Origin of the sequence: Novosphingobium beihaiense (assembly GCF_022832375.1) — a bacterium.
Taxonomy (GTDB): domain Bacteria; phylum Pseudomonadota; class Alphaproteobacteria; order Sphingomonadales; family Sphingomonadaceae; genus Novosphingobium; species Novosphingobium beihaiensis.
The window spans coordinates 71,866-97,084 of record NZ_JALHLG010000001.1 but is presented as its reverse complement, the minus strand read 5'-3'; the positions used below and the strand labels follow the sequence as shown (position 1 = coordinate 97,084).

Here is a 25,219-nt window from a genome sequence, read left to right as displayed (position 1 = left end):
GCCCTTGCAGGCTGAAAACGAAAGGCCCGCTCTTCCTTGCGAAGGGCGGGCCTTTCGATTCGGGACTGCTTCCGGAGGTCAGCGCTGCATGCCGATAGTGTCGAGAATATAGCCGCAGGAGCGCACCGTTCGCGGCACATAGGGCACGTCATGGGCGCGCAGGGTGGCGCGCAGGCGGCTCATCCAGACATCGACAGTGCGCTCGTCGTTCACCTCCTGGCTCTTGCCGAGCACGCCGATCAGGTTGCTGCGGGTGAAGACGCGGTCGGGATGGCGCGCGAAATGGGCCAGCAGGCGGAATTCGTTGACCTTGAGCGGAAGCGGCCTGCCGCGAAAGCGCACCAGATAGGCATTGGTGTCGACGCTCATCTCGCCGATGGTGGTGACGGGATCGTCCGGCGGGACCAGTGCCACGCGGTAGGTCTTCATCCGTTCGACCAGCCGCTTGGGATCGAGCGGTCCGATGATGTAATCGTCCGCCCCGGCGGCCAGCGCGCGCATCTGCATCTGTTCGTCCTGCCCTGGCAGCACCATCGAAATGCGGGCATTGCGCCCCGGCCCCGATGCGCGCAGCAGCCGCACCAGCTGTATGCCCGCCATGGCCGGAAGCAGCCAGTCGATGAAGATCCAGGTTGTATCGTCGAAGGCCTGGCCCAGCAGGCTGTCCGAATCCACGATCTGCACTTGTATGCTATAGAACAGGTCGGACATCGAATTGATCAGGTCCAGCCCGCCGGACGTGAGCAGAAGCCGGTTGAGTTTCAGCATGGGGGTATTTTTCCGGAGAATCGCGCTGTCTATGTCTCAGCTAGGAGGATGTGCGATTAAGACGCCCTGAACCGTGCGGTTCCGCAGTTCGCGTGCGTAAGAGAACTGCAACATTTCCAGAAAATTTCGGCCGTAAATCCTACATTTGGCAGGAATAGATGCCCGCCCTGACCGCAGGGCAGGCGTATCAGCGCCGAACCGGAAGCTCCTGCGGCAATCGCCATCAGGGAGCACCGACGTGCCTATCAAAGCTGTTTCATTGTGTCTTTCCACCTGTGTTCTCGCGCTGGCCGTGTCCGCGCCCGCTTTTGCGGATGAGGCTGCCGCCGCCGGGACTGCGGCTGACGCCGGACCCGGGCTGAACGAGATCGTCGTGACCGCGACCAAGCGCGAAACCAACCTGCAGAAGACGCCGATCGCCATCTCGGTCGTCGATCCCACGATGATCAAGGACCGCCACATCCAGAGCCTGATCGATCTGGCCGACGGTTCGGTGCCGACCCTGCGCGTCGCCACCTTCGAAGCGCGCCAGTCCGCGCTTACCGTGGGCATTCGCGGCATCGTGCCGTTCGACCAGAATCAGACCGCGCGCGATACCGGCGTCGGCGTCTATATCGACGGCGTCTATCTCGGCCGTTCGCAGGGCCTCAATGCCGCCCTGTTCGACGTGGACCGGATCGAAGTGCTCGAAGGCCCGCAGGGCACGCTGTTCGGCCGCAATACCGAAGGCGGCGCGGTCAGCATCGTGACCAAGCAGCCCACCGGCGAATTCGGCGGCCGCATGAGCGCGGGCGTTGGCAACTACGGCAGCTACACCGGGCAAGTGCACCTCAACCTGCCCGAGGTTCACGATGTCTCGGTGAAGATGGACGGCCTGATCCAGCATCAGGACGCGACAGTGAAAGACCCGCTCGCGGGCCAGACCGGCTGGAACTATCACAACGACGTCGGCGGCCGCGTGACCGCCAAGTGGGAGCCGATCAAGGGCTTTTCGGCGACGTTCGCCTATGACCGGGCCAAGGATCAGAACACCCCCAATTTCAGCCAGCTGATCACGTACAACCCGCTGAACGAGAATGCCGGCACATATGCAGGCGGCATCCTCACCTACAACGGCACCGCCTGCAACAAGACCACTAATGTGTGCATCGCTCCGCTCGCCCCGATCCTGAAGCCGACCGGCGGCAAGCGCCTCAAGACCGCGCAAGTCGGCGTGCCGCAGCAGCCCAGCGTGGACCGGACCAGCGGTTTCTCGGCCAACCTGAAGTGGGAGGTCGCGCCCTCGCTCGAACTGCGTTCGATCACCGCATGGCGCCAGGTGGCGACCGACCAGTGGGACAATTCGGGCGGCCCGGCGCGCACGATCTTCGCGCCCGATACGCCGTTCAGCCGCTATAGCCTCTCGCACTTGTCGCAGCGCCAGTTCAGCCAGGAATTCCAGGCCGTCGGCAGCCTGCCGCACCTCGATTACGTGGCCGGGCTCTATTACTTCACCGAATATGCGCATGAGCTGGCGGCGACGCCCGCCTCGAACACCTGGAATGCGGACGGCACCGCCTATTCGATCAACAGCGCCATCGCGACCGGGCCGATCACCGGCAGCAACAATGGCTGGGACCGCGATTCCTGGTTCGTCCAGCGGGACAGCAACGCCACCGCGCACAGCTATGCCGCCTTTGCCCAGGCCACCTGGTCCCCGATCGACATCGTGCACCTGACGGTGGGCGGCCGCTACACCAAGGACAAGCGCCACGGCGCGCTGACGATGGTCTCCGGCGTCGATACGCCCTGGACCTTCACCTACAACAAGGGCCGCTTCGATCCGATGGTGACGCTGGCCTGGGATGCCACGCAGGACGTGAACCTCTACGCCAAGTACGCGACCGGCTACCGCGCGGGCGGCGCCAACGACCGTTCGGCAACCTTCCTCGCTTTCGGTCCGGAAAAGGTGAAGTCCTACGAAGTGGGCGCCAAGATGGACATGCTGGACCATCACGTGCGCCTGAACCTGGCCGGTTACATCATGAACCGCACCGGCACCCAGACCGACTTCGATAACGTCGATACCAATCCCTATCTGCCCGATGGCGTGACGCCGAACCCGACCTTCAACCTGCATACCGAGAACACGGCCAATGCGCCGGGCACGTCGAAGATCCGCGGCGTCGAGGCGCAGCTGACGGTCCGGCCGGTCGATAACCTCACGCTTGGCGCGGCTTATGCCTATACCCACATCACCGTGCCGCCGACGCCGAACCCGAACCTGGGCGGTGCGCTCTATCAGGTCTATACCGTGTATACCCCGGAAAACGCAGCTTCGGGCTATATCAATTACGACGTGCCGGTTTCGGATAACGGCATGAGCCTGCGCATGCACATCGACGGCAACTACTCCGATCCGGTCTACAGCTTCCAGAACGAGTCGACCCGCACGGACAAGAGCTTCGTGGTCAATGGCAGCATTGCATTGGCCGATATCCCGATGGGCGAGGGCGGGCAGAAGCTGACCGTCTCGGCCTGGTCGCGCAACTTGTTCAACACCACCTACATCTACCGCCGCTCGGCCGCGAACGACAAGGTGCTGGGCGATTACGGCAACTTCAACCCGCCGCGCACCTTCGGTCTGGAAGCGCAAGTCGCGTTCTGACCGGCCTGCAAATCCGGCGCCGTCTCCGCACGGCGCGATGCGAAAAGCCCGTCCTTCCTTGGAAGCGGCGGGCTTTTTGTTATGCTGGGCGTTCATGGGGGCGGATGGTTCGCGGCCCATGCCGATTGCGTGGAGAGATCGCCCTGTTCCAGCGTTTGAAATGTTTCGCCGCTCTGTTTCCGGTTCTGTTCGCGGCCCTGTGTTCGTGTTTGTGTCTGGCCGGGCCGGTGTCCGCTGCAACGCCTGCCGAAATGCGGATCGCCACCCGCGAGGCACCGCCTTTTGCGATGAAAGGGGAGGACGGGCAGTGGCACGGCCTGGCGATCGATCTGTGGGACAGCATCGCGAACGAGAACGGCTACGCTTACCGTTTCGTGGAAACGGACCTCGACGACATGATCGATGGCGTGGCTGACGGGCGCTACGACGCCAGCGTCGGGGCGCTCACGATCACCGCCGACCGGGAGGAAAAGGTCGATTTCACGCAGCCTTTCACCACCACCGGCTTCGGCATCGCTGTGCGCAAGTCGCCCACTGCGTGGCTGGCCTTGATGCAGAATTTCTTCACCTGGGATTTCTTCAAGGCGGTGCTGGCGCTCTCGGCGCTGCTGCTGTTCGTCGGCTTCCTGTTCTGGCTGGCCGAACGCAAGAAGAACCCCGAGGAATTTGCGGACAATGCCAGCGGCATCGGTTCCGGTTTCTGGTTTTCGGCCGTGACGATGACGACGGTGGGCTATGGCGACAAGGCCCCGCGCACGCCTGCGGGCAAGGCGATTGCGCTGGTGTGGATGTTCGCGGCGATCATCATCATTTCCACCTTCACCGGCATGATCGCCTCGTCGCTGACGGCAGGGCGGCTGGCAGGCGCGATCGCCGGGCCGGACGATCTGCCGAAAGTGACGGTAGGCTCGATCGGCGGCACCGCCTCGGACGAATGGCTGCGGCAGGAGCGCATTGCCTTCACCGGCTATCCCAGCGTCGAGGCCGGGCTGAAAGCGTTGCAGGACGGCGAGATCGACGCGTTCGTCTACGACGAGCCGCTGCTGCGCTATATGCTGCGCCAGTCCCGCGCGCGGGATGTGGAACTGCTGCCCGGCACGTTCGGGCGGCAGGACTACGGCATTGCCTTCCAGCAGGGCAGCCCCTTGCGCGAGCCCGTCGACGTGGCGCTCCTGCGCTACATCCGCAGCAGCGCCTGGCGCGAGGCCGTCGCCCAGACGCTGGGGAAGCGGGAATAGGAAAACGGCTTTCAACCGGAGGTCATGCCGGAATGGCGGCCGGAATGAGGGACAGTTCCCCCCTCCTCTTCAGAGGAGGGGAGCGAGACTTGGGGCTGCGCAGCAGGCCTTAGTCGCAGCGGGGTGGTGGCTCGCGTCCCGGCGCAGTGCTGGCGGCACGCCACCACCCCCAACCCCCTCCTCTGAAGAGGAGGGGGCTTTGTCCGCCATGGGCTGAATGCAGAGAGAGCCTAAAGGAACTCCAGCACGCGCCGGGTGAAGGCGTCCGCCGTATCCACGTTGGAGATATGCGCAGCCTCCCCGATCAGGCTGAACTCACCCTGCGGCGCGCGCTCGGCCAAGGCGCGGCCGAGGTCCGGCGGGGACATGCCGTCGAGCCCGCCCGCGATGAACAGCGTGGGCATGGCCAGCTCTGCGATCCGCTGCGACACGTCGAACGTGGTGATCCCGCGCGACACGTTGGCGAGAGAGGGACCGTCGGCAACGGCGGCCAGCGCGTGCCACACCTGATAGGTGCGAAGTCCCTCGGCCGTGGTCTGAAACGCGGGGGAGACCAGCGAGGGCCAGTTCGCCTCGAAGCGCCGGAGCGGGCCTTGCGGCTGCTCGAACGTGCGCGCCCAGCTTTCGGCCAGACCGGCAAAGGTGGGGGTGGCGGTGCAGTCGAAGCTGTTGGCCACGATCATCCGCCCGACCCGCTCCGGGCGCCGCAATGCCAGTTCCAGCGCGACCATGCCGCCGAGCGAGAGCCCGACGATATCGCAGTTCGCGATGTCCATTGCGGCCAGCATGATCTCGATATCGTCGGCCAGCTCGCTGACGCCGAACGGCGTGGTCACAGGCGCCGAGGCGCCGTGCCCGGCATGGTCCGGCACGATGACGCGGTAGCCTGCGCCTGCGAGCGCGGGGACTTGCGGGGCCCAGGCCCGGCCGGTGTTGCTGATCCCGTGCAGCAGCAGCAGCGGGCGGCCTTCGCCGAACTCGATAGCGTAATTGCGGCGGCTTCCCGCCATGTAAGTGCCCATGATTGGCTCCTTGCGGTTTCAGGGGTGGAGAACGATGCGGGTGCCCGGGCGCAGGCGGATGGCGATCAGGCCGAGCACGAGGCACAGCCCGGCCATCAGCCACCAGGCGGGCGTGAGGTCGGCGAGATGCTGGCGCAGCAGCCCGGCCGCCAGCGGCAGGATTGCCGCCAGCGCATAGCCGCCGCCTTGCACGAAGCCCGCGATGGCGCCCGCTTCGCCCGCGCTTTCGCCATGGTCCATCGCCACGATCAGCGAGAGAGGAAACAGCGCGCCGATGCCGAGCCCGGCCAGCATCGCCGCAGGCCATGCGAGAGCCAGGGGCGCCAGACTCAGGCAGAGAAGCCCGGCGAGCAGCGCGGCAATCGCCAGAATGAGCGCCCCGCGCCGGTCGGGCCAGCGGTCGATCCATGCCGAGACGGCCATTCCCGCCGCCACTTCGGCGAACGTCACGGCGCCCAGCAAGGCTCCGGCCTTTTCGGCGGACCAGCCCAGATGGGTGTAGAACGGCGGCAGCCAGGCCAGCACCAGCGTGTAGGCGCCGGTGCCCAGCCCGAAAAAGGCCAGCAGCGTCCAGCCGCGCAGGCTGCGGTACGCGCCCCGGACGGAGGCCGTGCGAGGCGGCTCGGCGAGCCTGCGCGTGGCCTTGAGCCACACCGCACAGCCCGCCAGCGCGGGCAGGGCCCAGATGCCCAGCGCCATCGGCCAGCCGCCCGCCTGCGCCACCCACGGGCTGGCGACGCCCGAAATCAGCGCGCCGCCCATGATCGCGGTCGAATAGAGGCCCATCAGCCCGGCCGTGCGCGCCCCGGCATGGCTGCGGATCATGGCGGGGATCAGCGCTTGCACCACCGCCACGCCGATCCCGGCGCCGATGGCCGTCAGCAGCAGGCTCGCCGCGCCGGGCCAGAGCCAGCGCATGAGATCGCTGGCGAGCACGAGCGCCACGCCCAGCGCGATACCCATCCGGTCTCCCAGCAGCCGACGCAGCCGCCCGGCCATCAGCAGGCAGGCACCCATCAGCGCCACCGGCAGCGTCGTCAGCAGGCTGGCGCCGGTGTCCGAAAGGCCGGTGTCCCGTTGCAGCATGTCGAGCAAGGGGCCGATGGCGGCAATTGCCGGGCGCAGGTTGATACCCACGAGCAGGATCGCGGCCGGAAACATCCAGCCGGGGCGGAAACGGGACATGACGGACTCCTCACCGCAGACGCCTTGCCCGGCGCCCGCGCTTTGCATATATCTCGATGTAGAGATATTTATCTTTACGTCAAGATAAGTGAGGCGAGATGGACAGGGCAATGCAGGCGGCCAGCCAGTGGGCACGCGAAAGGCCGGATATCGATACGCAGGCGATGGTGCTGCTGGGGCGGCTGGGAGAGGCGGCGCATGTCATCACGCGCGACCGGCTCAATCCCCTGTTCGCCTCCTTCGGGCTGCAACCGGGGGAGTTCGACGTGCTGGCGACGCTGCGGCGCAGCGGCGCGCCCTATGCGCTGACGCCGACCGACCTTTACGAGGCCGCGATGATCTCCTCGGGCAGCATGACCAACCGCCTGGACCGGCTGGAAAAGGCCGGACTGGCGGCGCGCCGTCCCAATCCGGCGGACAAGCGCGGCACGCTGGTCTCGCTGACGGCGGAAGGGATCGCGCTGATAGACCGGGCGATAGGGGCCCACGCCGCCAATCTGCAATCGGTGGTGGCGGGGCTCGATGAAGGGGAGCAGCGCGAATTGTCCCGGCTGCTCGAAAAGCTGCTCGCGCTGCAAACGCGGTAAGCCCGGACCGCCAGTGCGGCCCGGGCTCCCGGTGTTTTACTGGCCGTCCGCCATCATATGCGCGCGGTATTCGCCCTGCCGTTCCAGCATCCAGCCGGGATATTCGGCGGGCAGGGCGCTCACGGCATCGAGCGCCGCCAGTTCCTCCGCGGAGAGGCGGACATCGACGGCAGCGAGATTGTCGGCGAGCTGATCGGGCCGCTTGGCGCCGATGATCACGCTGGTCACGGCATCCTGATGCAGCAGCCAGGCCAGCGCGATCTGCGCGACGCTCACCCCGTGGGCGGCAGCGATCGGCCGCATGGCGTCGATCACGGCATAGCCCCGGTCGCGGTTCACCGGCGGGAAGTCGAACGCGGCGCGGCGCCCGTCGCCCGACTGTTCGTCCTCGCGGCTGTACTTGCCCGAAAGCAGGCCGCCGGCCAGCGGGCTCCAGACCATCAGGCCCAGCCCTTCCGATTTCAGCATCGGCACCACGTCGCGCTCCAGATCGCGCCCCGCCAGCGTGTAATAGGCCTGGAGCGAGAGGATCGGCGCCACCTCGCGCGCCTGCGCGATGCCGATAGCCTTGACGATCTGCCAGGCCGCCCAGTTGGACAGCCCGATGTAACGCACATGCCCCTGCCGCACGAGCGTATCGAGCGCTTCGAGCGTTTCCACGATCGGCGTGGCGGGATCGAAGCCGTGGATCTGATAGAGGTCGATATAGTCGAGCTGCAGCCGGGCGAGGCTGGCCTTGCACTGGTCCATGATGTGCTTGCGCGAGGCGCCGCGCATGTTGGGGCCTTCGCCCATCGGGCCCAGCACTTTGGTCGCGATCACCAGATCGTCGCGCGAAAGGCCGAGATTGCGGATCGCGGTGCCGAGGATGCGCTCGCTTTCGCCGCCCGCATAGACATTGGCGGTATCGATGAAATTGACGCCGCCATCGACGGCGGCTTTCACCAGCGCATCGGCCTCGCTCTGGCCGAGCTGGCCGATCAGGCCCCACATGCCCTCGCTGCCGCCGAAGGTCATGGTGCCGAGGCAGAGCTGCGAAACGAAGAGCCCGCTGGGGCCGAGCTGACGGTATTGCATGCATAGTCCTTTCAAGGGTGGGGGTGCCTCAACCAGATAGGCCGCGGCAGGCCGCTTCACGACGCAGATCGTCGCAAACTCTTGCCCGATTCTCTCACCCGGCCCGTTCGCCCCTTCCGCTGTCCCGGCCATCGGGTAGAGTGGCACTATGCCGGATTCCCGCCTCGATCGCCTGCAGGCCCTGCTGCACCGCCAATGGACGCGTTTTGGCCACGAGCCGCCGCTGGAGGGCCTGAGCCTGAGAGTGGAGAACCAGCCGTCCGATCCGATCCATCTGGTCTATCGCGCCTCGTTCTGCGCCGTGCTGCAAGGCGCCAAGCGCAGTTTCGTGGGGGAGCGGATGTTCCGTTACGACAAGGGCAAGTGTCTGATCGCCTCGATGGACCTGCCCGCGACGGCCCAGATTGCCGAGGCAAGCCCGGACAAGCCCTACATGGCTTTCAGTCTGGAAATCGATCCGGCCATGATCGCCGATCTGGTGCTGGAGGAGGGACACACCGCGCCGGAGGCGGCGGGGCTGACCACCGTGGCGATCGGCGCGCTGGACGCGGAATTGCTCGATCCGCTCGAACGGCTCTTCGCACTGCTGGACGCGCCGCGCGATCTTGCCGTGCTGGCGCCGCTCATCCGGCGGGAGATCGTCTGGCGCCTGCTCAACGGCCCGCATGGCGCCATGCTGCGCCAGATCGGCCTGGCCGACAGCCGCATGGCCCGCATCGCGCGCGTGGTCACATGGATCCGCAACCATTTCGACGAGCCGCTGCGCGTGCCCGATCTCGCCGCGCGGGCAGGGATGAGCCTCGCCAGCTTCCACCGCCACTTCCGCGCCGCCACGGGCATGAGCCCGGTGCAGTACCAGAAGCAGATCCGCCTGCAGGCGGCCCGGCGCCTGCTGCTGGCCGACGGCGCCGAAGTCGCCTCGGTCGGCTATGCGATCGGCTACGAAAGCCCCTCCCAGTTCAGCCGCGACTACCGCCGCCAGTTCGGCGAGCCGCCGGGCCGGGATGCGGCGGTGATGCGGTCGGGGATTATGGTGGGGGTTGAGGGGTAGGGGCGTGCGCAGAACTGGTCGTTCGTTGAGGCTAGGAATGAAGAGAACTGTCCGGACTTTGAACCGAAGACAAAGAGAGGGCCCCTTCGTTCAGCCTGATAGCACAGCGGTTTTGAGGCAAAAGGTCGCAGGTCTGAATTCTGCCTTGAAGGCGCAATTATCATATATATTTCAATAGTATAATTGATATTAAATCTGCTTGACGTAGCGCTCGAGACATGGTTGCGACTTCAGGTGTGGACAAAGTTTTGCATTCGCGGTGTGTGCAGGTTTCGAACACAAACAATTCGGGTTGGGGATAACTGCAAGTCGGTATTGCGTTTAACTATGTTTGTTCTACATTTGTGCTCTTGGAGGGCGACATGGTGGAAATCCTCAAGCCGGAAACCCTAGCACTTTTCTTGATGTTCTCTGTGCCAGGGATCATCGCCCTATATTTTCGGGCGCAATTCCTTGCAGGCCGTCTCCCATCGGTGTCTGAGGGGGCCATTTCCTATCTCACACTATCTCTGGTCTATCATGCGATAGCATTCCCGATTGCTCAGCCTCTTTACCTCTCGGGCAGAATTGATGGTTGGTTTTGGGCGGCGTGGTTCGCTCTGTTGTTTGTAGCGCCCGCTGCGCTTGGCTTGCTACTCGGTCTGAATGTCCGGAAGGGGTGGACGAAAAAGTTGGTAAACCGCCTAGGGTTGAGCACCGTGCACCCTGTGAAGAGCGCATGGGATTGGCGATTTGGCGGATGCAGTGAATGCTGGGTTCATGTGACGCTCAAGGACAATACTCGTTGGGCAGGTTATCTTAGCGCTGGGTCTTTTATGTCATCTGATCCAGCAGAAAGAGACCTGTTTATAGAATATGTCTACGATGCCGGAGAGGATGGGCAGACTTGGATACCTCGAAATAGTAGTGTTTGGATTGCGCATGGTGAATTGCAGTCCTTAGAGTTCCTTTCAGCTAACTAGGAAATATAGATGAGCAAGCCTGACGATACCAGTTCTCATAATAATGACTCGGGCAAATTTGGTTATCAGCCTCTGGAAAAGGGTTTTCAGCCCTCACCTCTGCGCACGGTGGACACGAGTGAGCCTTCTACACCGCCGCCTGTCCCTCCAAGCCAAGGCAGCAGCGCCAAAAAGTAGATTTTGAAGTGAAGGAGAATAGAATGTCTAAAGATACACCGCGCCCAACCATCGCTAGCAATGGGCATCAGCCAGTATCTACTACCCCCTCCAATCCAGGGCAGGCTGGACATCAACCCACAACTGGACAGGGCGGTTCTGGTCCGGGCACACCTCCGAGCCAAGGCGGCAGTGGCAAGAAGTGATAGCAGACACGCGGCTCGATTCTATATGTTGCACTTAATGGTAACAATGGCAGAGGGGGCCATATTTCACTCTTCCGTTTAGGCTCACCTTTATAGGAGGTTTCACATACCTCTTGTCATTTGGTAGTCGACAAAACGTACTACTCCAGACGTCAGTGCTACGGCGCAAGTCTGTCAACCGCTGGTTACTGCCGCCTCAAGGTCAGCCTCCCCGAACAAACTCATCGTTCTACCGGTTAACTTGATAGCTCGATTCCTACCGTTTCTAAGGGCCTGCAATACGTGACCAACGACAGGTTTTGGTGAGCGGATCGGGGCCGCCAATGGCAGTTTTGTCGGTGGGTAGGGAGGCTATTTGACCGTCGCTGTTCAAAACCTTTTGGTCCTTTCACAGCCCATTTCCGCCATTGCCAAGCCGCGCGCACAACGCCGCCCAGTATGGGGAGCGCGAGGGCGATGGCCCTCGCATTCTTCTTTTCTCCTGCCGTTTTCCTACACGGCACCGGCCTGTCATACTGCGCGCGGCATCTGCTTGCCCTGCTCTTTGAAATGGTTGTTTTCTCCCCGAAATCGCGCGTGGGCGCGGTGAAGTTCTGGCCTGCGTAACTCTCTAAGGTTCCTCGATTTTCATAGAACTTGCGGTGGCCGCTATGGGCGAAGTTCGCAAACTTCCACCCAAAGGGCGGCGCGCATGAAAAAGCCCCCTCCCGTTGCCGGAAGGGGGCCTTGAAAAGCCGTCAGGCTAGTGGGCTCAGCCGAGGCCTTGCGCTGCCATTTCCTTTTCGAGGTTCTCAACGATCGCCTCGAAGAACTGCTCGGTGGTCATCCAGCTCTGGTCCGGGCCGATCAGCAGGGCGAGGTCCTTGGTCATCTTGCCGCTTTCGACGGTTTCGATGCAGACCTTTTCCAGCGTGTGGGCGAACTTCTCGACTTCGGGCGTGCCGTCGAACTTGCCGCGATAGGCGAGGCCGCGGGTCCAGGCGAAGATCGAGGCGATCGGGTTGGTCGAGGTCGCCTTGCCCTGCTGGTGCTGGCGGTAGTGGCGGGTGACGGTGCCGTGGGCGGCTTCTGCTTCCACGGTCTTGCCGTCGGGCGCCATCAGCACCGAGGTCATCAGGCCCAGCGAGCCGAAGCCCTGCGCGACGGTGTCGGACTGGACGTCGCCGTCGTAGTTCTTGCAGGCCCAGACGAACTTGCCCGACCACTTGAGCGCCGAGGCGACCATGTCGTCGATCAGGCGGTGTTCGTAAGTGATGCCGGCGGCCTTGAACTTCTCGGCGAAGCCTTCGCTATCGAACACTTCCTGGAACAGATCCTTGAAGCGGCCGTCATAGGCTTTCATGATCGTGTTCTTGGTGGACAGGTACACCGGCCAGCCGAGGTTGAGGCCGTAGTTGAACGAGGCGCGTGCGAAGTCGCGGATCGATTCGTCGAGGTTGTACATCGCTATGGCGACGCCCGAGCTCGGGAAATCGAACACGTCGAGATCGATCTTCTCGCCGTTTTCGCCGTCCCACACCAGGCGCAGCTTGCCGGCGCCGGGGATCAGGGTGTCGGTGGCCTTGTACTGGTCGCCGAAAGCGTGACGGCCGACGACGATCGGATCGGTCCAGCCCGGGACCAGGCGGGGCACGTTGCTGATCACGATCGGCTCGCGGAAGACGACGCCGCCCAGGATGTTGCGGATCGTGCCGTTGGGCGACTTCCACATCTTCTTGAGGCTGAATTCCTCGACGCGGGCTTCGTCGGGGGTGATCGTTGCGCACTTCACGGCGACGCCATACTGCGCGGTGGCGTTGGCGGCGTCGATGGTGATCTGGTCGTCGGTCTCGTCGCGCTTGGTGACGGAGAGGTCGTAATACTTGAGGTCGATATCGAGGTAGGGGAGGATCAGACGTTCACGGATCCACTGCCAGATGATCCGTGTCATTTCATCACCGTCCATCTCGACGATGGGGTTTACAACCTTGATCTTTGCCATTCGCGAAAGCTCCACTGGGGACGAGAATTTGGGCGTCTCTTAGGCACGCTGATTGCGCTTAGCAAGGCAAGTATCGGCTTTACAGGCCGTGTTCACGGCGCCAGCCTGGCACAAATCGCAGGGAGGAAGGATTGCATGGGTGAAGAGGTGCTGGCCGCCGTGCGCGGCGGTGTGCTGGAAGTGACGATCAACCGTCCCGAGGCGCGCAATGCCATGACCAAGGCCGCGGCGGAGGCGATTGCGGCGGCGATGAACCGGCTCGATGCCGAGGACGACCTGCGCTGTGCGATCCTTAGCGGGGCCGGGGGCACGTTCTGTGCGGGGATGGATCTCAAGGGCTTCCTGCGCGGCGAGCTTCCGGTCGATGCGCGCGGCGGGTTCGGCGGGATCACGACGTGGACGCCGAACAAGCCGGTGATTGCCGCGGTGGATGGCCATGCTCTGGCGGGGGGCATGGAACTGGCGCTTGCGTGCGATCTTATCGTGGCGAACGTGGACGCCCGGTTCGGTATTCCGGAAGCCAAACGCGGGCTGGTCGCGGCGGGCGGCGGCCTCGTGCAACTGCCGCGCCTGTTGCCGCGCCCGCTCGCGATGGAACTGGCGCTGACCGGTGAGGCGATCGGGGCGATGCGGGCTTTCGAACTGGGGCTGATCAATCGCGTGACCGAAGGCCCGGCGATAGAGGCTGCGCGCGATCTGGCGGAGATGATCGTGGCCAATGGCCCGCTGGCGGTTGCGGCCTCCAAGGCCATCGTGCGCGATTCGTGGCTCTGGCCGGTCGAGGATATCAACACGCACCAGAATCCCTACGTCGCGCATGTCTTCACTTCGGAAGACGCGAAAGAGGGCGCGCGTGCCTTTGCCGAGAAGCGCAAGCCGGAATGGAAAGGGTGCTAGAAAGCAGAAAACCCGCCGTTTGCGCGGCGGGTTTTCTTAGGAATGGTGGGCGTAGCAAGGATTGAACTTGCGACCCCTACGATGTCAACATAGTGCTCTACCACTGAGCTATACGCCCATTCCATTCGAGCGTCCGAGTGGTCATCCGGTGAAGGCTGTCCCGTTCGGAGGACTGGCCCTTTAGCGTCGGGATTTTATCGATGCAAGCGCTTTGGGCCGGAAAATTTTCGTCAGAGCTGGGCGTGGGCGCTGAGGCCGAAAACGCGCTGCACTTCCATCACGATGTCGCGCAGGTGGAAGGGCTTGGACAGGACCTTCGCCTGGGGTGCCTCGCGGCTGGCGCGCAAGGTGACGGCCGCGAAGCCGGTGATGAACATGACCTTGGTCATTGGCGAAACCTCAGCGCAGCGCTGGGCCAGCTCGATTCCGTCCATCCCGGGCATGACAATATCCGACAGCAGCAGGTCGAATTCCTCGCTCTCAAGATGGGGCAGGGCTTCCGAGCCGCAATCGACGGCAACCACATCATAGCCGGCATTTTCCAGCGCCCGCGCCAGATACGTGCGCATGGCTTGGTCGTCTTCGGCGAGGAGGATGCGGATCATTGCGTGAATTCCAGATTGCTGCTTGCGACTAGGGCTGTGCTGTTAGGCTGTATATAGCGTTTTGTGAGTTAACATTCTTGCCCGAATTCGGGACTGACCGGGAACGGGACGCTTTGACTCGGCAAGATGAAAAAGCCAGCTTCCCATGATGAATGATGGTTCGGGCGAGAATGATTCGCAAGGCTGCGGCCGCGGGTGGATTCCCGGGGCTCCGGGGATTCCCGCTTTCGTTCTGCATGCCAGCGAACCTTCGGCGATCCCGGTTCTGATTGCGGTGCCCCATGGCGGGCGGGCCTACTCCCGCGCTTTGCTGCACGATATGCGCCATCCCGAATCGGCCGTGCTGCGGTTGGAAGACCGCTATGCCGACCGGCTGGCGCAAGGTGTCGCGCGGGAAACCGGAGCCGGTCTCCTGGTAGCCAATGCCCCGCGGGCGATGATTGATCTCAACCGGGCGCCCGACGATGTCGATTGGGATATGTTCGCCCAGGCGGACCGTCCCGCAGGCGCTGTGAGGCCATCCAGCCGCCGGGTCCGCAGCGGTCTGGGGCTGATTCCCCGGCGATTGGCGGGGATGGGGGAATTGTGGCGCCGCCGGATGGAAAGTGCGGAACTGGCCCGCAGGATCGAGGGTATCCACGCCCCCTACCATGCCACGCTGGCGCGCGCGCTGGCCGATCTGCGCGACAGGTGGGGCGCGGCGCTGCTGATCGATCTGCATTCGATGCCGCCGCTTCCTGCCCGGGGTGGCATGCCTCCGGCTGAAGTGGTGATCGGGGATCGTTTCGGGGCTGCCTGCCATGGCCGGCTGATCGGGGCAGCCTTTTCCCAGATGGCGGTGTTGCGGCGGGAGGCCGCGCACAACCGCCCCTATGCAGGCGGATATGTGCTGGAGCGCCATGCCGATCCGCGCAAGGGCATTCATGCGCTGCAGATCGAGATCGACCGGAGCTGCTATCTGGATGCGGGTCTTGCCGAGCCGGGCGAAGGGATGGCGGCCATGGTAGAGGATATCAGCACGCTGGTGCGCAGGCTTGCCGGTGTCGTGTCGGACATGGGGCAGGAGCAGGGCGGGAAAGGCTGGCCGCTGGCTGCGGAATAACCCGCGCAATAAAAAACCACCCCGCGCATCGCGCGAGGTGGCCAAGGTTCAGGGAGGAGGTGCACGATGTGCACCAACCCAACCGGGCCATGAGGGTAGCGCCGATCAGGCCATGCCAGCATACGCATACCTGAAGCGACATTCAAGTGATTCGTGGATGCAAAATTGGCTGTGTTTGTCCAGCGCTGCTTTGCAGTCTCAATCAGATTGGGCGGAAGTGTGACAATTCTGCAATAACTTCCGCCCGAATTTCTGAAATATCTATATAAATCAGGCGGTAGCAACCGGCTGCGGCATCTTGCCCTGAGCCATCTGGCGGCCGAAAATGTCGCGTACCAGTTCCAGCGAGAACAAGTGGGCATAGATCAGCGGAAGCAGGCCGTTCTGATTCCACTGACGCAGCACGTCGCCGCGCACTTCGCGCAGCTTGTTTTCGTCGATCATCTGGAAGCCGCGATAGTTGAACGGCTTGCCGTCACCAGTGTCGATGTTGAGCTCGCCGTCCATCAGCAGGTCGTGCTTCTTGAGCTCGGCCATGAAATTGCCGGTCTTGGTGCCCGCGATCTCGAAGTTCTCGCAGAACTTGAGCATGTTCTTGGTGGCTTCGGCCGGCTCGGTGCCGTCGAACAGGGGCTGGCCCTCCTCGATTTCGCCAACGAGGTCGCTGCTCGGATCGACGCAGAGCGAAAGCTCTTCGTTCTCGGGGCTCAGCTTGGCCAGCATGAAGGGATAGCGGCGCGCATAGGCCGGGATGTAGACCGGCGTGTTGAGCGTGCCGTCTTCCTCGACAAAGACGTTGATGCCTTCGTTCATTCCCATCAGCGCCAGCGGGATCGGATTGTCGCCCGTGGTGAAGATGATCGGGAAATTGCGCTGTGCCTGCGGGAATTCTTCCACGGTCAGCGGGATCGAATTGACGCCGATGAGCCAGGTGGCCTTGTCTGTGGCCCGCGTCTTCCAATTCGCGTGCTGCTGCGAATTGAGCGGGACGAGATCCTTGTAGAACAGGGGAAGGGCAGGGTTTTGCGGCGCGGTGGCCATCGCGTTAATCTCCGGACATATAAAGTATTGGATATCGTGGTGCCGCTTTAGAGGCAGGGTAGGGCGCGCGCAAGCACGTGCCTTACCCTGCCGGGGATTGTGGCGGCGGTGCCGTCAGACGAGTTTGCCGGGGTTGAGCAGGCCCTGCGGATCGAGTGCCTGCTTGACCGCACGCAGCATCGACAGGGCAACGGGATCGCCAAGCCGGACCAGTTCGTCGCGCTTGAGCTGTCCGATGCCGTGCTCGGCCGAAATCGAGCCGCCCCATTCGGTCACGAGATCATGCACGTAGCGGCTGATCGCCTTGCCTTCGTTCTTTTGCCAGGACAGCCCATCCGTCACCTTGGGGGCAATGACGTGATAGTGCACGTTGCCGTCGCCCAGATGGCCGAAGGCCACGGCCTCGGTGCCGGGCCATGCCGCTTCGATCATGGGAGCGGTGGTATCGACGAATTCGGGCATTTTCTCCACCGGCACGGAAATGTCGTGCTGCACGGCGGGGCCGCGTTCGCGTTCGGCCGGGGCGACCGACTCGCGCAGCAGCCAGAAGGCTTCCGCCTGCGCCTCGCTGGCGGACATCGCGGCATCTTCCAGCAGGTCCTTCTCGAACGCTTCGGCCATCATCATCTCGCAGCGTTCGCGCAAGGTTGCGGCGGAGGCGCGGTCGGCCACGACTTCGATCAGCACATGCCAGGCATGGCGGCCTGACAGCGGGGCGCGGGCCGAGGGCAGGTGGGCCAGCACGGCATCGAGACAGGCCTGCGGCATCACCTCGAAGCCTTCCAGCGCATTGCCCGCGCTGTCCTCGCAATGGAGCAGCAGGGTTCGGGCTGCGGCGAGCGAGGGCAGTCCGGCCCAGATCACAACGCGTTCGGCAACCGCAGGCAACAGTTTGAGGGTGGCAGCGGTGACGATCCCCATCGTGCCTTCGGAGCCGATCAGCAGTTGCTTGAGATCGAAGCCGCGGTTGTCCTTCTTCAGCGGCGTGAGCATCGAGAAGACCTGCCCATCGGCGAGAACGGCCTCAAGGCCCAGTACCAACGCGCGCATCGATCCGTGGCGCAGGACCTGCGATCCGCCTGCATTGGTGGAAATCAGGCCGCCGACAGTCGCGGACCCCTTGCCGCCCAGCGTCAGGGGGAAGCGAAGCCCCTTGTCCTCAGCGGCTTCGTGCAATGTCTGCAGTACGACGCCTGCTTCGCATGTGACGCGGCGTGCTTCGATGTCGATCTCGCGGATCGCGTTCATCCGCCGCAGCGACAGAAGCAGGGCGTCGCCCGATTCGTCGGGCGTGGCGCCACCTGACATGCCGCTGTTGCCGCCTTGCGGGACGATCGGCACGTTGTGCTCGGCGCACAGGCGGACGATGCGGGAGAGTTCTTCCGTACTGGCGGGCGAGGCCATGGCGCGTGCCCGGCCCGTGAAACGGCCGCGCCAGTCGGTCAGCCAGGGTTCGACAAGGTCCAAGTCGCGCGTGAGGCCGCGCGGGCCAAGGCAGGCGGCGGCTTCTTCCAGAAAATCTGCAGATGTAGTCATGCCGCGCGATATGGCACAGCCGGACGCAGGTTTCATCCTCTCACAGTGCAAATCCTGCCGAGTTAAGCACCGGTTCAAGGTCTTGCGCTATGGCAGCGGGAACGGCATGGCCATGTCCCGGGGGCTGCTCAAGCATGAATTTCGTTTCCGTTCTGCTCTATCCGGCTGCGCTGCTGCTTCCTGCAGCGGGCGCATCAGGGGGCGGCGTGGAGGCCGGAAAAGCCGTTTTGCCGGAGCAGCAAGTGCAGGGCGGGCGCCTGGACTACGTCTCGCAGCCTCGCGCCCGGGACTTTGTGCCTCAGGGGCCTTTAGCGGGCCGGATGCGGCAGGATGCCGAGCCGCAGCCAGCCCGGCAGGTGCGCATTGAACAGCGCATGGAGATCCGGATTACGCCCAGGACCGCACTTCGGCAGCGGCCGGACATGTCTGCCGACGCGCCCGACAGCGATTACAGCGTGCATTTCAAGGAACGCAAGATTGGCAAGTGCCTGCCGATCGCGGGGATTGCGGGGGTGAAACCCAGCCGGGGGAGCCGCCTGCTGCTTTATATGCGCGATGGGCGGCTGGTCGCTGCCGATCTGGAGCGCTCGTGCCGGGCGCGGGACTTCTATTCCGGCTTTTACCTTTCGCGCACGCCAGACGGCCAGCTTTGCGTGGACCGCGACACGCTGCTTTCGCGCAGTGGAATGAACTGCAAATTGACGCGCATCCGGCGGCTGGTTGAGGACGGCCGCTGACGCAGGCGCTTGCCCGAATTGCAGGACTGGAGCGGAAATCCTTGACTTTGGTATCCTTTGGCGCATAGGGCGCCCGCAATCGTACCCATGGTTTGCGGGCAGGATGTCAATTCCGGTTCCGAACCTGTAAGGTGCTCCCACTCTCGATTTTCCGGAAAATATACAGCCTATGAGCTTTGCCGATCTCGGCCTGTCTGACGAATTGCTGCAAGCGGTTGAAACCGCAGGCTATACTGAGCCGACTCCGATCCAGGCGCAAGCCATCCCGCCGGTCCTCATGATGAAGGACCTGATCGGAATCGCGCAGACCGGCACCGGCAAGACCGCCAGCTTCGTGCTGCCCATGATCGACATCCTGGCACACGGGCGCCGCCGGGCACTGATGCCGCGGTCGCTGATTCTGGAGCCGACCCGCGAACTCGCCGCGCAAGTGGCCGAAAATTTCGAGAAGTACGGCAAGAACCACGATCTCAAGATGGCGCTGCTGATCGGCGGCGTGCAGATGGGCGATCAGCTGAAGACCCTGTCCGAAGGTGTCGATGTGCTGATTGCGACGCCGGGGCGTTTGATGGACTTGTTCGAGCGCGGCAAGATCCTGCTCACCGGCTGCGAACTGCTGGTGATCGATGAGGCGGACCGGATGCTCGACATGGGCTTCATCCCCGATATCGAGACGATTTGTTCGAAGCTGCCGGTCAACCGCCAGACGCTGTTGTTTTCTGCGACGATGCCGCCCGTCATCAAAAAGCTGGCGGACCGGTTCCTGTCGAACCCCAAATATATTGAGGTGGCCCGTCCGGCGACGGCGAACACCAATATCGTCCAGCACAAGGTGGCCGTGAACGCGCGCAAGAAGCGCGAAGTGCTGCGTCACCTGCTGCGCACTGATGATGTTTCCACGGCGATCGTCTTCTGCAATCGCAAGAGCACTGTGCGTGAACTCGCCAAGAGCCTGAAGCGTTATGGTTTCGCGGCTGGCGAAATCCATGGCGATATGGATCAGCCCGCCCGTCTGGCGGAGCTGGAGCGGTTCAAGGCCGGTGACGTCAACATTCTGTGCGCTTCGGATGTTGCTGCACGCGGCCTCGATGTGAAGGGCGTAAGCCACGTCTTCAATTTCGACACGCCCTGGCACCCGGATGACTATGTGCACCGCATCGGCCGCACTGGCCGTGGCGGCGCCAAGGGCCGGGCTTTCACGTTCGTGGCGCCTGAGGACGCTGAAGCGATCGAGAATGTCGAAAAGCTGACCGGCGGCGCGATTCCGTTGTTCGAATTTTCTGCCCAGGCAGAAAGCGAAGAGCCCGTGCGTGAGGAAGCTCCGGTCCGCGAGAAGCGCGAGCGCAAGCCGCAGCGGGAAAAGGCTCCGGCGAAAGAGACCCGCAAGGAAACCGCTGACGAACCTGCCCGTTCGCGCCGCCGCGAGCGTGAGCACGAGCCTGCCGATGATGGCTGGAACGGTCCGGTTCCGGAATTTCTCAGCGTGTCCGCTATCGCCTGACGGATTGTTTACGGGCTAAGCCCGTGCAAACTTGCGCGCCCGATGGGAAGAAGGAGCGTGCAAGGCCATGATGTCCAGATTGATTATCGCCGCTGCGGTCTCACTGACCGTAGCCGGTACGGCTGATGCAGAGGCGCCGCTGGTGGCGGCTGTGGAAAGCGGCAAGCTGCAAGGCACGGCCGAAGGCCAGGTGCTAAGCTGGAAGGGTATCCCTTTTGCGGCCCCACCGGTGGGTGACCTGCGCTGGCGCGCACCGCAGCCCGTCGCGCCGTGGAGCGGCGTACGGATGGCGGACGCCTATGGCCATGATTGCATGCAGAAACCGTTCGATGGCGATGCCGCTCCCCTGGGAACGCCGCCTGCTGAGGATTGCCTCTATGCCAATGTCTGGCGTCCGGCGCAGGCGCAGGGCAAGCTGCCGGTGGTCGTGTGGATCTATGGCGGCGGCTTCGTGAACGGCGGGGCTTCGCCGCCGACCTATTCTGGCGCGCAACTGGCGAAACAGGGCGTCCTGTTCTTCAGCTTCAATTACTGCGTCGGCCGTTTCGGGACCTTCGCGCATCCGGCGCTGATCCGTGCGGACGAAGACCACGGATTGATCGGTAACTACGGTTTCCTGGACCAGATCGCCGCGCTCGCCTGGGTACAGCGCAATATCGAGGCGTTCGGCGGCGATCCCGAAAACGTGACGATCATTGGCGAAAGCGCGGGCGGCATGTCGGTGCACAATCTGGTGACTTCGCCGATGGCCGAGGGGTTGTTCGAAAAGGCCGTCGCGATGTCGGGCAGTAACGGCACGGCGCTGTCCACGCCGGATCTGGCCTCCGCGGAGGCCGTCAGCGTGGCGTTTGGTCAGTCCAAGGGCATTGCCGCGGACGATCCCGAGGCGCTGGCAAAGCTGCGGGCGCTGCCGGCGGATGAGGTCGTCGACGGGCTCAATCTCATGGCGCTGTTCATGCCGAAGGGCCCCGTCACGTTCGCCAGTCCGTTCAGCGACGGGCGTATCGCTGTCGATCAGCGGGCGGCCTACAAGGCGGGCAAGTTCGATCACGTGCCGATGATCATCGGCGCTACCAGCGATGACATCGGCGGGATCGGGGGCGGGATGATCGCCGGTGCGCGGGAGCTTTCCGGCATCATCTCACAGCATGGCGCGCCGGTGTGGGAGTACCGCTTTTCCTACGTCGCCAGTTCGCTGGAGCAGGGGAAGGGGGCGGGCCATGCCTCCGACATTCCCTATTTCTTCGATACGCAGGCGGTGAAGTACGCAGCGGAAACGAGCGCGCGCGACGATGCGATGGGGCGCACGATCAGCGCCTATATGGTGAACTTTGCGAAGACCGGCGATCCCAACGGGGCGGGCCTGCCGCAATGGCCCCAGCAGAAAGCCGATCCCGCCGCGATCATGGATTTCGCCCCGGACGGCACGGCGCAATACGGCCCGGACCCGTGGCGCGATCAGATAGAGGATGCGCTGGCGGCAAGCGGGAACTGAGCCCGCCGCAACTACCCTGCCGCTTTCACGAAACTGTCGATCACGCGCTTGCGACCGGACTGTTCGAAGTCGATTTCCAGCTTGTTGCCTTCCTGCGCGGCCACGGTGCCGTACCCGAACTTCTCGTGAAACACGCGCGCGCCGATCACGATGTCGGTGCGCGGTTTGGCCGCGAAGCTGGCGGCGCTGCGGGTGCTTTCGGCGATCTTGCGCGGCTTGGGATCGTAGTCCTGCCGCGCGGCGCGCTGCCAGCCCGGGCCGCGCGTGGCGGTGCGGGCGGGCTGGGCGCGGGCAACGTCGGCGAAGGGATCGGAATGTTCGGACCACTGCGCCCGCCACAGCGAGGCGCCACCCGATAGCGTGGTTTCGCTCTCGATATGATCCTCGGGCAGTTCGGCAATGAAACGCGAGGGAATCGAACTCGTCCACTGGCCATAGATGCGCCGGTTGGCCGCATGCAGGATCGTGCACTTGCGCCGCGCGCGGGTGATCGCGACATAGGCGAGGCGGCGCTCCTCTTCCAGGCTGGCGAGGCCGCCTTCGTCGAGCGAGCGCTGCGAGGGGAAAACGCCTTCCTCCCAGCCGGGCAGGAACACGTTGTCGAACTCCAGCCCCTTGGCGCCGTGCATGGTCATGATCGTGACCTTTTCCTCGTCGGCCGTGGCGTCGTTGTCCATCACGAGGCTGACGTGTTCGAGGAAGTCGCCAAGGCTCTCGTATTCTTCCATGGCGCGTGCCAGTTCGACGAGGTTTTCCAGACGGCCTGCCGCTTCGGGCGTCTTTTCCGCCTGCAGAACGTCGGTATAGCCGCTTTCGTCCATGACGGTGCGCAGCAGGTCGGCGGGGTTCTCCGTCTTCTCCAGATCGCGCCAGCGGTCGAAGTCGCGCATCAGGGCGAGGAAGGTGTTGCGGGCACGGGCGGGCAGTTCGTCGGTATCGGCGATCTCGATCGCGGCGGCAGCCAGCGGGATGCCCCGGCGGCGCGCCAGCAGGTGCAGCTTTTCCAGCGCCTTGGCGCCAAGGCCGCGCTTGGGTGCATTGTAGATACGTTCGAACGCGAGATCGTCCGCAGGCTGGGCGATGACGCGCAGATAGGCGAGGGTATCGCGGATCTCGGCGCGCTCGTAGAAGCGAAATCCACCGATAATCCGGTACTTGAGGCCGATACTTATGAACCTGTCTTCGAACTCGCGGGTCTGGTACTGCGCCCGCACGAGAATCGCGATCTGGTCGAGCGGGGCGCCTTCGCGCTCCAGCCGCTCGATCTCGTCGCCCACGCGGCGCGCTTCCTCGGGCGCGTCCCACACGCCGATCACGCGCAGCTTGTCGCCGGGGTGCTTCTCGGTCCACAGCGTCTTGCCGAGGCGCTGGCTGTTCTCGTTGATGAGCCCTGAAGCGGCGGCGAGGATCTGCGGGGTGGAGCGGTAGTTCTGCTCCAGCCGGATCACTTTCGCGCCGGGAAAATCCTTTTCAAACCGAAGGATATTGGCAACTTCTGCACCGCGCCATGAATAGATGGACTGGTCGTCGTCCCCCACTACGCAGATGTTCTGGCGGCCTTGCGCGATCAGGCGCAGCCACAGGTACTGCACCTGATTGGTGTCCTGATATTCGTCCACCATCACGTATTTGAAGCGCTGCTGATATTGCTCCAGCACGTCGCGGTGGGTGCGCAGGATGTTCAGCATGTGCAGCAAAAGATCGCCGAAATCGCAGGCGTTCAGCGCTTTCAGCCGGTCCTGATAGATCTGGTAGAAATGGCGGCCCTTGCCGTTGGCATAGGCCTCGTTCTCTCCGGCATCGAGGTCATGCGGATTGAGGCCGCGGTTCTTCCAGCGGTCGATGCAGCCCGCGAGCTGGCGCGGGGGAAAGCGCTTTTCATCCACGCCTTCGGACTGGATCAGCTGCTTGAGCAGGCGGAGCTGATCGTCGGTATCGATGATCGTGTAATTGGATTGCAGCCCCACCAACTCGGCATGGCGGCGCAGCATCTTGGCCGCGATCGAGTGGAACGTGCCGAGCCAGGGCATGCCTTCCACGGCAGGCCCGATCAGCTGCCCCACGCGTTCGCGCATCTCGCGCGCGGCCTTGTTGGTGAAAGTCACGCAGAGGATTTCGCTCGGCCAGGCGAGGCGGCTGCGGACCAGATTCGCCAGCCTGCGGGTGAGCGCGGCGGTCTTGCCCGTGCCCGCGCCTGCCAGCATCAGCACGGGGCCTTCGGTGGTCAGCACGGCGTCGCGCTGGGGCTCGTTCAGGCCCTCGATCAGAGGGTCTTCAGAACCGGCGGGCTGGGGAGATTGCAGGTCGTTCACAGGCGAACAACTAGGGAACGGTGCGGCGTGGCGCAAGGCCGCTTCATCGCATCCGGGGAACTAAGCCCCCGCTAAATCGTCGTGGTCTTCACCTGTTTGCCCAAGGAGAAGACGATATGCGAAAGATCCATTTTGCCGGGTTGAGCGCGCTTGCCCTGTTGGCCACGCCAGTCGTGCTGATCGCGCAGGACATGCCGCCGCCGGACGATACGCAGGGCGTGGAGTCCGGCCAGTCGGCGATGCCCGATGAAACGATGCCGGACGAGGCTATGCCCGGCGAAACCATGCCGCCGGAAAGTTCCGGTTCGATGGACGCGCCGGATGATGCCGGCTCCGGTGCGGATCTGACGCCTGGCCAGCAGGCGGAACTCGCCACATGGCCCGCCGAGGTCAAGAGCTACTACGCCAGCCTGGCTCCGGATCGGCAGAAGGCCTTCTGGGCGCTGTCTCCGGACCAGCGCGCGCAAGTCGCCGCGCTTCCGGCCGAGCAGCAGGAACAGGTCTGGGCCTCGATCATGCAGCAGCTTTCCACCTTGCAGGCCGGTGCAGGCCAGTCCGCCGGACCGGATGAATCCTCATCGGACGGTACGCCACTGGCACAAGGCTCTTCAGATGCCGCGGTTCCGCCGCAGGCGATGAACAAGGCCTATCCGCTTTGCTCGAAGAGCGTGCAGGACGAATGCCGCAACCCCAGCGGCGCTTGAGGCCTTAGCGCAGCCGGAGGGAAGGGCGCCGGAGCCGTGCGGCGCCCTTCCTGCCATGCAGGCGGGAACCGTTGCGCAGCCTGAGCATTTCTTCAGCGACAGGGGGCATCTCTTGAGGAGATACGCCATGAATGCAAAGACCCTGACCGTTGCAGCCCTGAGCATTTCGACCGCCGCATTGCCTATCGCCGGAACCGCTTTTGCCGCTGCCCCGGCCACCCCCCAGATTCTCTCCAGAGACGCGCATGGCCGCGCGACGCAAGTGCGTGTCGACGGGCAGGCCTATCCCGTCTGCGAAGGCAGCGTTCAGGACGAATGCATCAACCCGCGTCAGGCAGGCTTGCGCTTCGGTGATGTTCCGCTCGGCTACTGGCCGGGCCAGCTTGCCAGCGACTCCTGACAAAGAGCA

At 63.8% G+C, this 25,219-nt stretch carries 22 protein-coding genes and 1 tRNA gene; 13 read left to right on the top strand and 10 right to left on the bottom strand.

Annotation, left to right across the window (positions count from 1 at the left end; all coding sequences use genetic code 11):
- Nucleotides 1–78: 78 nt before the first annotated feature.
- A complete protein-coding gene (locus MTR66_RS00525) occupies nt 79–768 on the bottom strand; it encodes a response regulator transcription factor (protein WP_243916983.1) in 690 nt (229 codons plus the stop codon).
- Between the two features lie 238 nt (nt 769–1,006).
- On the opposite strand from MTR66_RS00525, the gene MTR66_RS00520 reads away from it, so the two are divergent.
- The gene (locus MTR66_RS00520; protein ID WP_243916981.1) at nt 1,007–3,415 is read left to right on the top strand and encodes a TonB-dependent receptor; all 2,409 of its coding nucleotides are present in this window, start codon (nt 1,007–1,009) and stop codon (nt 3,413–3,415) included.
- A gap of 251 nt (nt 3,416–3,666) precedes the next feature.
- Nucleotides 3,667–4,653, top strand: a complete 987-nt coding sequence (locus MTR66_RS00515) for a transporter substrate-binding domain-containing protein (protein WP_243916979.1) — start codon at nt 3,667–3,669, stop codon at nt 4,651–4,653.
- Between the two features lie 230 nt (nt 4,654–4,883).
- On the opposite strand, the gene MTR66_RS00510 is transcribed toward MTR66_RS00515, so the two are convergent.
- Together MTR66_RS00510 and MTR66_RS00505 are read right to left on the bottom strand one after the other, a co-directional pair.
- Nucleotides 4,884–5,675: an alpha/beta fold hydrolase gene (locus MTR66_RS00510; protein ID WP_243916976.1), complete on the bottom strand. Its 792-nt coding sequence runs from the start codon at nt 5,673–5,675 to the stop codon at nt 4,884–4,886.
- Nucleotides 5,676–5,693: 18 nt separating this feature from the next.
- Entirely contained in the window at nt 5,694–6,860 is a 1,167-nt protein-coding gene (locus MTR66_RS00505; RefSeq protein WP_243916973.1) for an MFS transporter, read from the bottom strand.
- Between the two features lie 98 nt (nt 6,861–6,958).
- Between MTR66_RS00505 and MTR66_RS00500 the strand changes: the two genes are divergently transcribed.
- The gene (locus MTR66_RS00500) at nt 6,959–7,447 is read left to right on the top strand and encodes a MarR family winged helix-turn-helix transcriptional regulator (RefSeq protein WP_243916971.1); all 489 of its coding nucleotides are present in this window, start codon (nt 6,959–6,961) and stop codon (nt 7,445–7,447) included.
- 36 nt (nt 7,448–7,483) lie between these two features.
- Here MTR66_RS00500 and MTR66_RS00495 read toward each other — a convergent pair whose 3' ends face one another.
- Complete coding sequence (locus MTR66_RS00495) at nt 7,484–8,524, bottom strand: aldo/keto reductase (RefSeq protein ID WP_243916970.1); 1,041 nt, start codon at nt 8,522–8,524, stop codon at nt 7,484–7,486.
- A gap of 148 nt (nt 8,525–8,672) precedes the next feature.
- Between MTR66_RS00495 and MTR66_RS00490 the strand changes: the two genes are divergently transcribed.
- From MTR66_RS00490 to MTR66_RS00480, 3 genes are all read left to right on the top strand, one after another.
- Nucleotides 8,673–9,575, top strand: coding sequence for an AraC family transcriptional regulator (locus MTR66_RS00490; protein WP_243916969.1), 903 nt, complete (start codon nt 8,673–8,675; stop codon nt 9,573–9,575).
- Between the two features lie 362 nt (nt 9,576–9,937).
- Nucleotides 9,938–10,537, top strand: coding sequence for a DUF6338 family protein (locus tag MTR66_RS00485; protein ID WP_243916968.1), 600 nt, complete (start codon nt 9,938–9,940; stop codon nt 10,535–10,537).
- Nucleotides 10,538–11,355: 818 nt separating this feature from the next.
- The gene (locus MTR66_RS00480; RefSeq protein WP_243916967.1) at nt 11,356–11,505 is read left to right on the top strand and encodes a hypothetical protein; all 150 of its coding nucleotides are present in this window, start codon (nt 11,356–11,358) and stop codon (nt 11,503–11,505) included.
- A 145-nt stretch (nt 11,506–11,650) separates the two neighbouring features.
- On the opposite strand, the gene MTR66_RS00475 is transcribed toward MTR66_RS00480, so the two are convergent.
- Nucleotides 11,651–12,880, bottom strand: coding sequence for an NADP-dependent isocitrate dehydrogenase (locus MTR66_RS00475; RefSeq protein ID WP_243916966.1), 1,230 nt, complete (start codon nt 12,878–12,880; stop codon nt 11,651–11,653).
- A gap of 135 nt (nt 12,881–13,015) precedes the next feature.
- Between MTR66_RS00475 and MTR66_RS00470 the strand changes: the two genes are divergently transcribed.
- Nucleotides 13,016–13,777 (top strand): crotonase/enoyl-CoA hydratase family protein, encoded by a 762-nt coding sequence (locus MTR66_RS00470; RefSeq protein ID WP_243916965.1) that lies wholly within the window; start codon nt 13,016–13,018, stop codon nt 13,775–13,777.
- A gap of 43 nt (nt 13,778–13,820) precedes the next feature.
- Here MTR66_RS00470 and MTR66_RS00465 read toward each other — a convergent pair.
- Together MTR66_RS00465 and cpdR are read right to left on the bottom strand one after the other, a co-directional pair.
- Nucleotides 13,821–13,895, bottom strand: a tRNA-Val gene (locus MTR66_RS00465).
- A gap of 112 nt (nt 13,896–14,007) precedes the next feature.
- Nucleotides 14,008–14,382 carry a cell cycle two-component system response regulator CpdR gene (gene cpdR / locus MTR66_RS00460; RefSeq protein ID WP_243916964.1) on the bottom strand — a complete coding sequence of 125 codons (375 nt, stop codon included), beginning with the start codon at nt 14,380–14,382 and terminating at the stop codon, nt 14,008–14,010.
- Nucleotides 14,383–14,530: 148 nt separating this feature from the next.
- Between cpdR and MTR66_RS00455 the strand changes: the two genes are divergently transcribed.
- Nucleotides 14,531–15,484 carry an N-formylglutamate amidohydrolase gene (locus tag MTR66_RS00455; RefSeq protein ID WP_243916963.1) on the top strand — a complete coding sequence of 318 codons (954 nt, stop codon included), beginning with the start codon at nt 14,531–14,533 and terminating at the stop codon, nt 15,482–15,484.
- A 270-nt stretch (nt 15,485–15,754) separates the two neighbouring features.
- On the opposite strand, the gene MTR66_RS00450 is transcribed toward MTR66_RS00455, so the two are convergent.
- Both MTR66_RS00450 and MTR66_RS00445 read right to left on the bottom strand, forming a co-directional pair.
- Nucleotides 15,755–16,525 (bottom strand): SapC family protein, encoded by a 771-nt coding sequence (locus MTR66_RS00450; protein WP_243916962.1) that lies wholly within the window; start codon nt 16,523–16,525, stop codon nt 15,755–15,757.
- 114 nt (nt 16,526–16,639) lie between these two features.
- Entirely contained in the window at nt 16,640–18,061 is a 1,422-nt protein-coding gene (locus MTR66_RS00445) for an FAD-binding oxidoreductase (protein ID WP_243916960.1), read from the bottom strand.
- Between the two features lie 134 nt (nt 18,062–18,195).
- On the opposite strand from MTR66_RS00445, the gene MTR66_RS00440 reads away from it, so the two are divergent.
- The 3 genes from MTR66_RS00440 to MTR66_RS00430 all read left to right on the top strand — a co-directional run bounded on the left by MTR66_RS00440 (nt 18,196) and on the right by MTR66_RS00430 (nt 21,794).
- Complete coding sequence (locus MTR66_RS00440) at nt 18,196–18,798, top strand: hypothetical protein (RefSeq protein WP_243916958.1); 603 nt, start codon at nt 18,196–18,198, stop codon at nt 18,796–18,798.
- A 169-nt stretch (nt 18,799–18,967) separates the two neighbouring features.
- Complete coding sequence (locus tag MTR66_RS00435; protein WP_243916957.1) at nt 18,968–20,299, top strand: DEAD/DEAH box helicase; 1,332 nt, start codon at nt 18,968–18,970, stop codon at nt 20,297–20,299.
- 70 nt (nt 20,300–20,369) lie between these two features.
- Nucleotides 20,370–21,794 carry a carboxylesterase/lipase family protein gene (locus MTR66_RS00430; protein ID WP_243916956.1) on the top strand — a complete coding sequence of 475 codons (1,425 nt, stop codon included), beginning with the start codon at nt 20,370–20,372 and terminating at the stop codon, nt 21,792–21,794.
- An 11-nt stretch (nt 21,795–21,805) separates the two neighbouring features.
- Here the strand turns inward: MTR66_RS00430 and MTR66_RS00425 are convergent, their stop codons facing one another.
- The gene (locus MTR66_RS00425) at nt 21,806–24,106 is read right to left on the bottom strand and encodes an ATP-dependent helicase (protein WP_243916955.1); all 2,301 of its coding nucleotides are present in this window, start codon (nt 24,104–24,106) and stop codon (nt 21,806–21,808) included.
- 116 nt (nt 24,107–24,222) lie between these two features.
- Here MTR66_RS00425 and MTR66_RS00420 point away from each other — a divergent pair, with 116 nt between their 5' ends.
- Nucleotides 24,223–24,810, top strand: a complete 588-nt coding sequence (locus tag MTR66_RS00420) for a hypothetical protein (protein ID WP_243916954.1) — start codon at nt 24,223–24,225, stop codon at nt 24,808–24,810.
- A 127-nt stretch (nt 24,811–24,937) separates the two neighbouring features.
- The gene (locus MTR66_RS00415; protein WP_243916953.1) at nt 24,938–25,210 is read left to right on the top strand and encodes a hypothetical protein; all 273 of its coding nucleotides are present in this window, start codon (nt 24,938–24,940) and stop codon (nt 25,208–25,210) included.
- The last annotated feature ends 9 nt before the right edge of the window (nt 25,211–25,219 follow it).

Excerpts from the sequence above, each read along its gene's own strand:
- MTR66_RS00525 (WP_243916983.1), bottom strand. The coding sequence starts at position 768 with ATGCTGAAACTCAACCGGCTTCTGCTCACGTCCGGCGGGCTGGACCTG.
- MTR66_RS00515 (WP_243916979.1), top strand. The coding sequence starts at position 3,667 with ATGCGGATCGCCACCCGCGAGGCACCGCCTTTTGCGATGAAAGGGGAG.
- MTR66_RS00510 (WP_243916976.1), bottom strand. The coding sequence starts at position 5,675 with ATGGGCACTTACATGGCGGGAAGCCGCCGCAATTACGCTATCGAGTTC.
- MTR66_RS00505 (WP_243916973.1), bottom strand. The coding sequence starts at position 6,860 with ATGTCCCGTTTCCGCCCCGGCTGGATGTTTCCGGCCGCGATCCTGCTC.
- MTR66_RS00500 (WP_243916971.1), top strand. The coding sequence starts at position 6,959 with ATGGACAGGGCAATGCAGGCGGCCAGCCAGTGGGCACGCGAAAGGCCG.
- MTR66_RS00495 (WP_243916970.1), bottom strand. The coding sequence starts at position 8,524 with ATGCAATACCGTCAGCTCGGCCCCAGCGGGCTCTTCGTTTCGCAGCTC.
- MTR66_RS00490 (WP_243916969.1), top strand. The coding sequence starts at position 8,673 with ATGCCGGATTCCCGCCTCGATCGCCTGCAGGCCCTGCTGCACCGCCAA.
- MTR66_RS00485 (WP_243916968.1), top strand. The coding sequence starts at position 9,938 with ATGGTGGAAATCCTCAAGCCGGAAACCCTAGCACTTTTCTTGATGTTC.
- MTR66_RS00480 (WP_243916967.1), top strand. The coding sequence starts at position 11,356 with ATGGCCCTCGCATTCTTCTTTTCTCCTGCCGTTTTCCTACACGGCACC.
- MTR66_RS00475 (WP_243916966.1), bottom strand. The coding sequence starts at position 12,880 with ATGGCAAAGATCAAGGTTGTAAACCCCATCGTCGAGATGGACGGTGAT.
- MTR66_RS00470 (WP_243916965.1), top strand. The coding sequence starts at position 13,016 with ATGGGTGAAGAGGTGCTGGCCGCCGTGCGCGGCGGTGTGCTGGAAGTG.
- cpdR (WP_243916964.1), bottom strand. The coding sequence starts at position 14,382 with ATGATCCGCATCCTCCTCGCCGAAGACGACCAAGCCATGCGCACGTAT.
- MTR66_RS00455 (WP_243916963.1), top strand. The coding sequence starts at position 14,531 with ATGAATGATGGTTCGGGCGAGAATGATTCGCAAGGCTGCGGCCGCGGG.
- MTR66_RS00450 (WP_243916962.1), bottom strand. The coding sequence starts at position 16,525 with ATGGCCACCGCGCCGCAAAACCCTGCCCTTCCCCTGTTCTACAAGGAT.
- MTR66_RS00445 (WP_243916960.1), bottom strand. The coding sequence starts at position 18,061 with ATGACTACATCTGCAGATTTTCTGGAAGAAGCCGCCGCCTGCCTTGGC.
- MTR66_RS00440 (WP_243916958.1), top strand. The coding sequence starts at position 18,196 with ATGAATTTCGTTTCCGTTCTGCTCTATCCGGCTGCGCTGCTGCTTCCT.
- MTR66_RS00435 (WP_243916957.1), top strand. The coding sequence starts at position 18,968 with ATGAGCTTTGCCGATCTCGGCCTGTCTGACGAATTGCTGCAAGCGGTT.
- MTR66_RS00430 (WP_243916956.1), top strand. The coding sequence starts at position 20,370 with ATGTCCAGATTGATTATCGCCGCTGCGGTCTCACTGACCGTAGCCGGT.
- MTR66_RS00420 (WP_243916954.1), top strand. The coding sequence starts at position 24,223 with ATGCGAAAGATCCATTTTGCCGGGTTGAGCGCGCTTGCCCTGTTGGCC.
- MTR66_RS00415 (WP_243916953.1), top strand. The coding sequence starts at position 24,938 with ATGAATGCAAAGACCCTGACCGTTGCAGCCCTGAGCATTTCGACCGCC.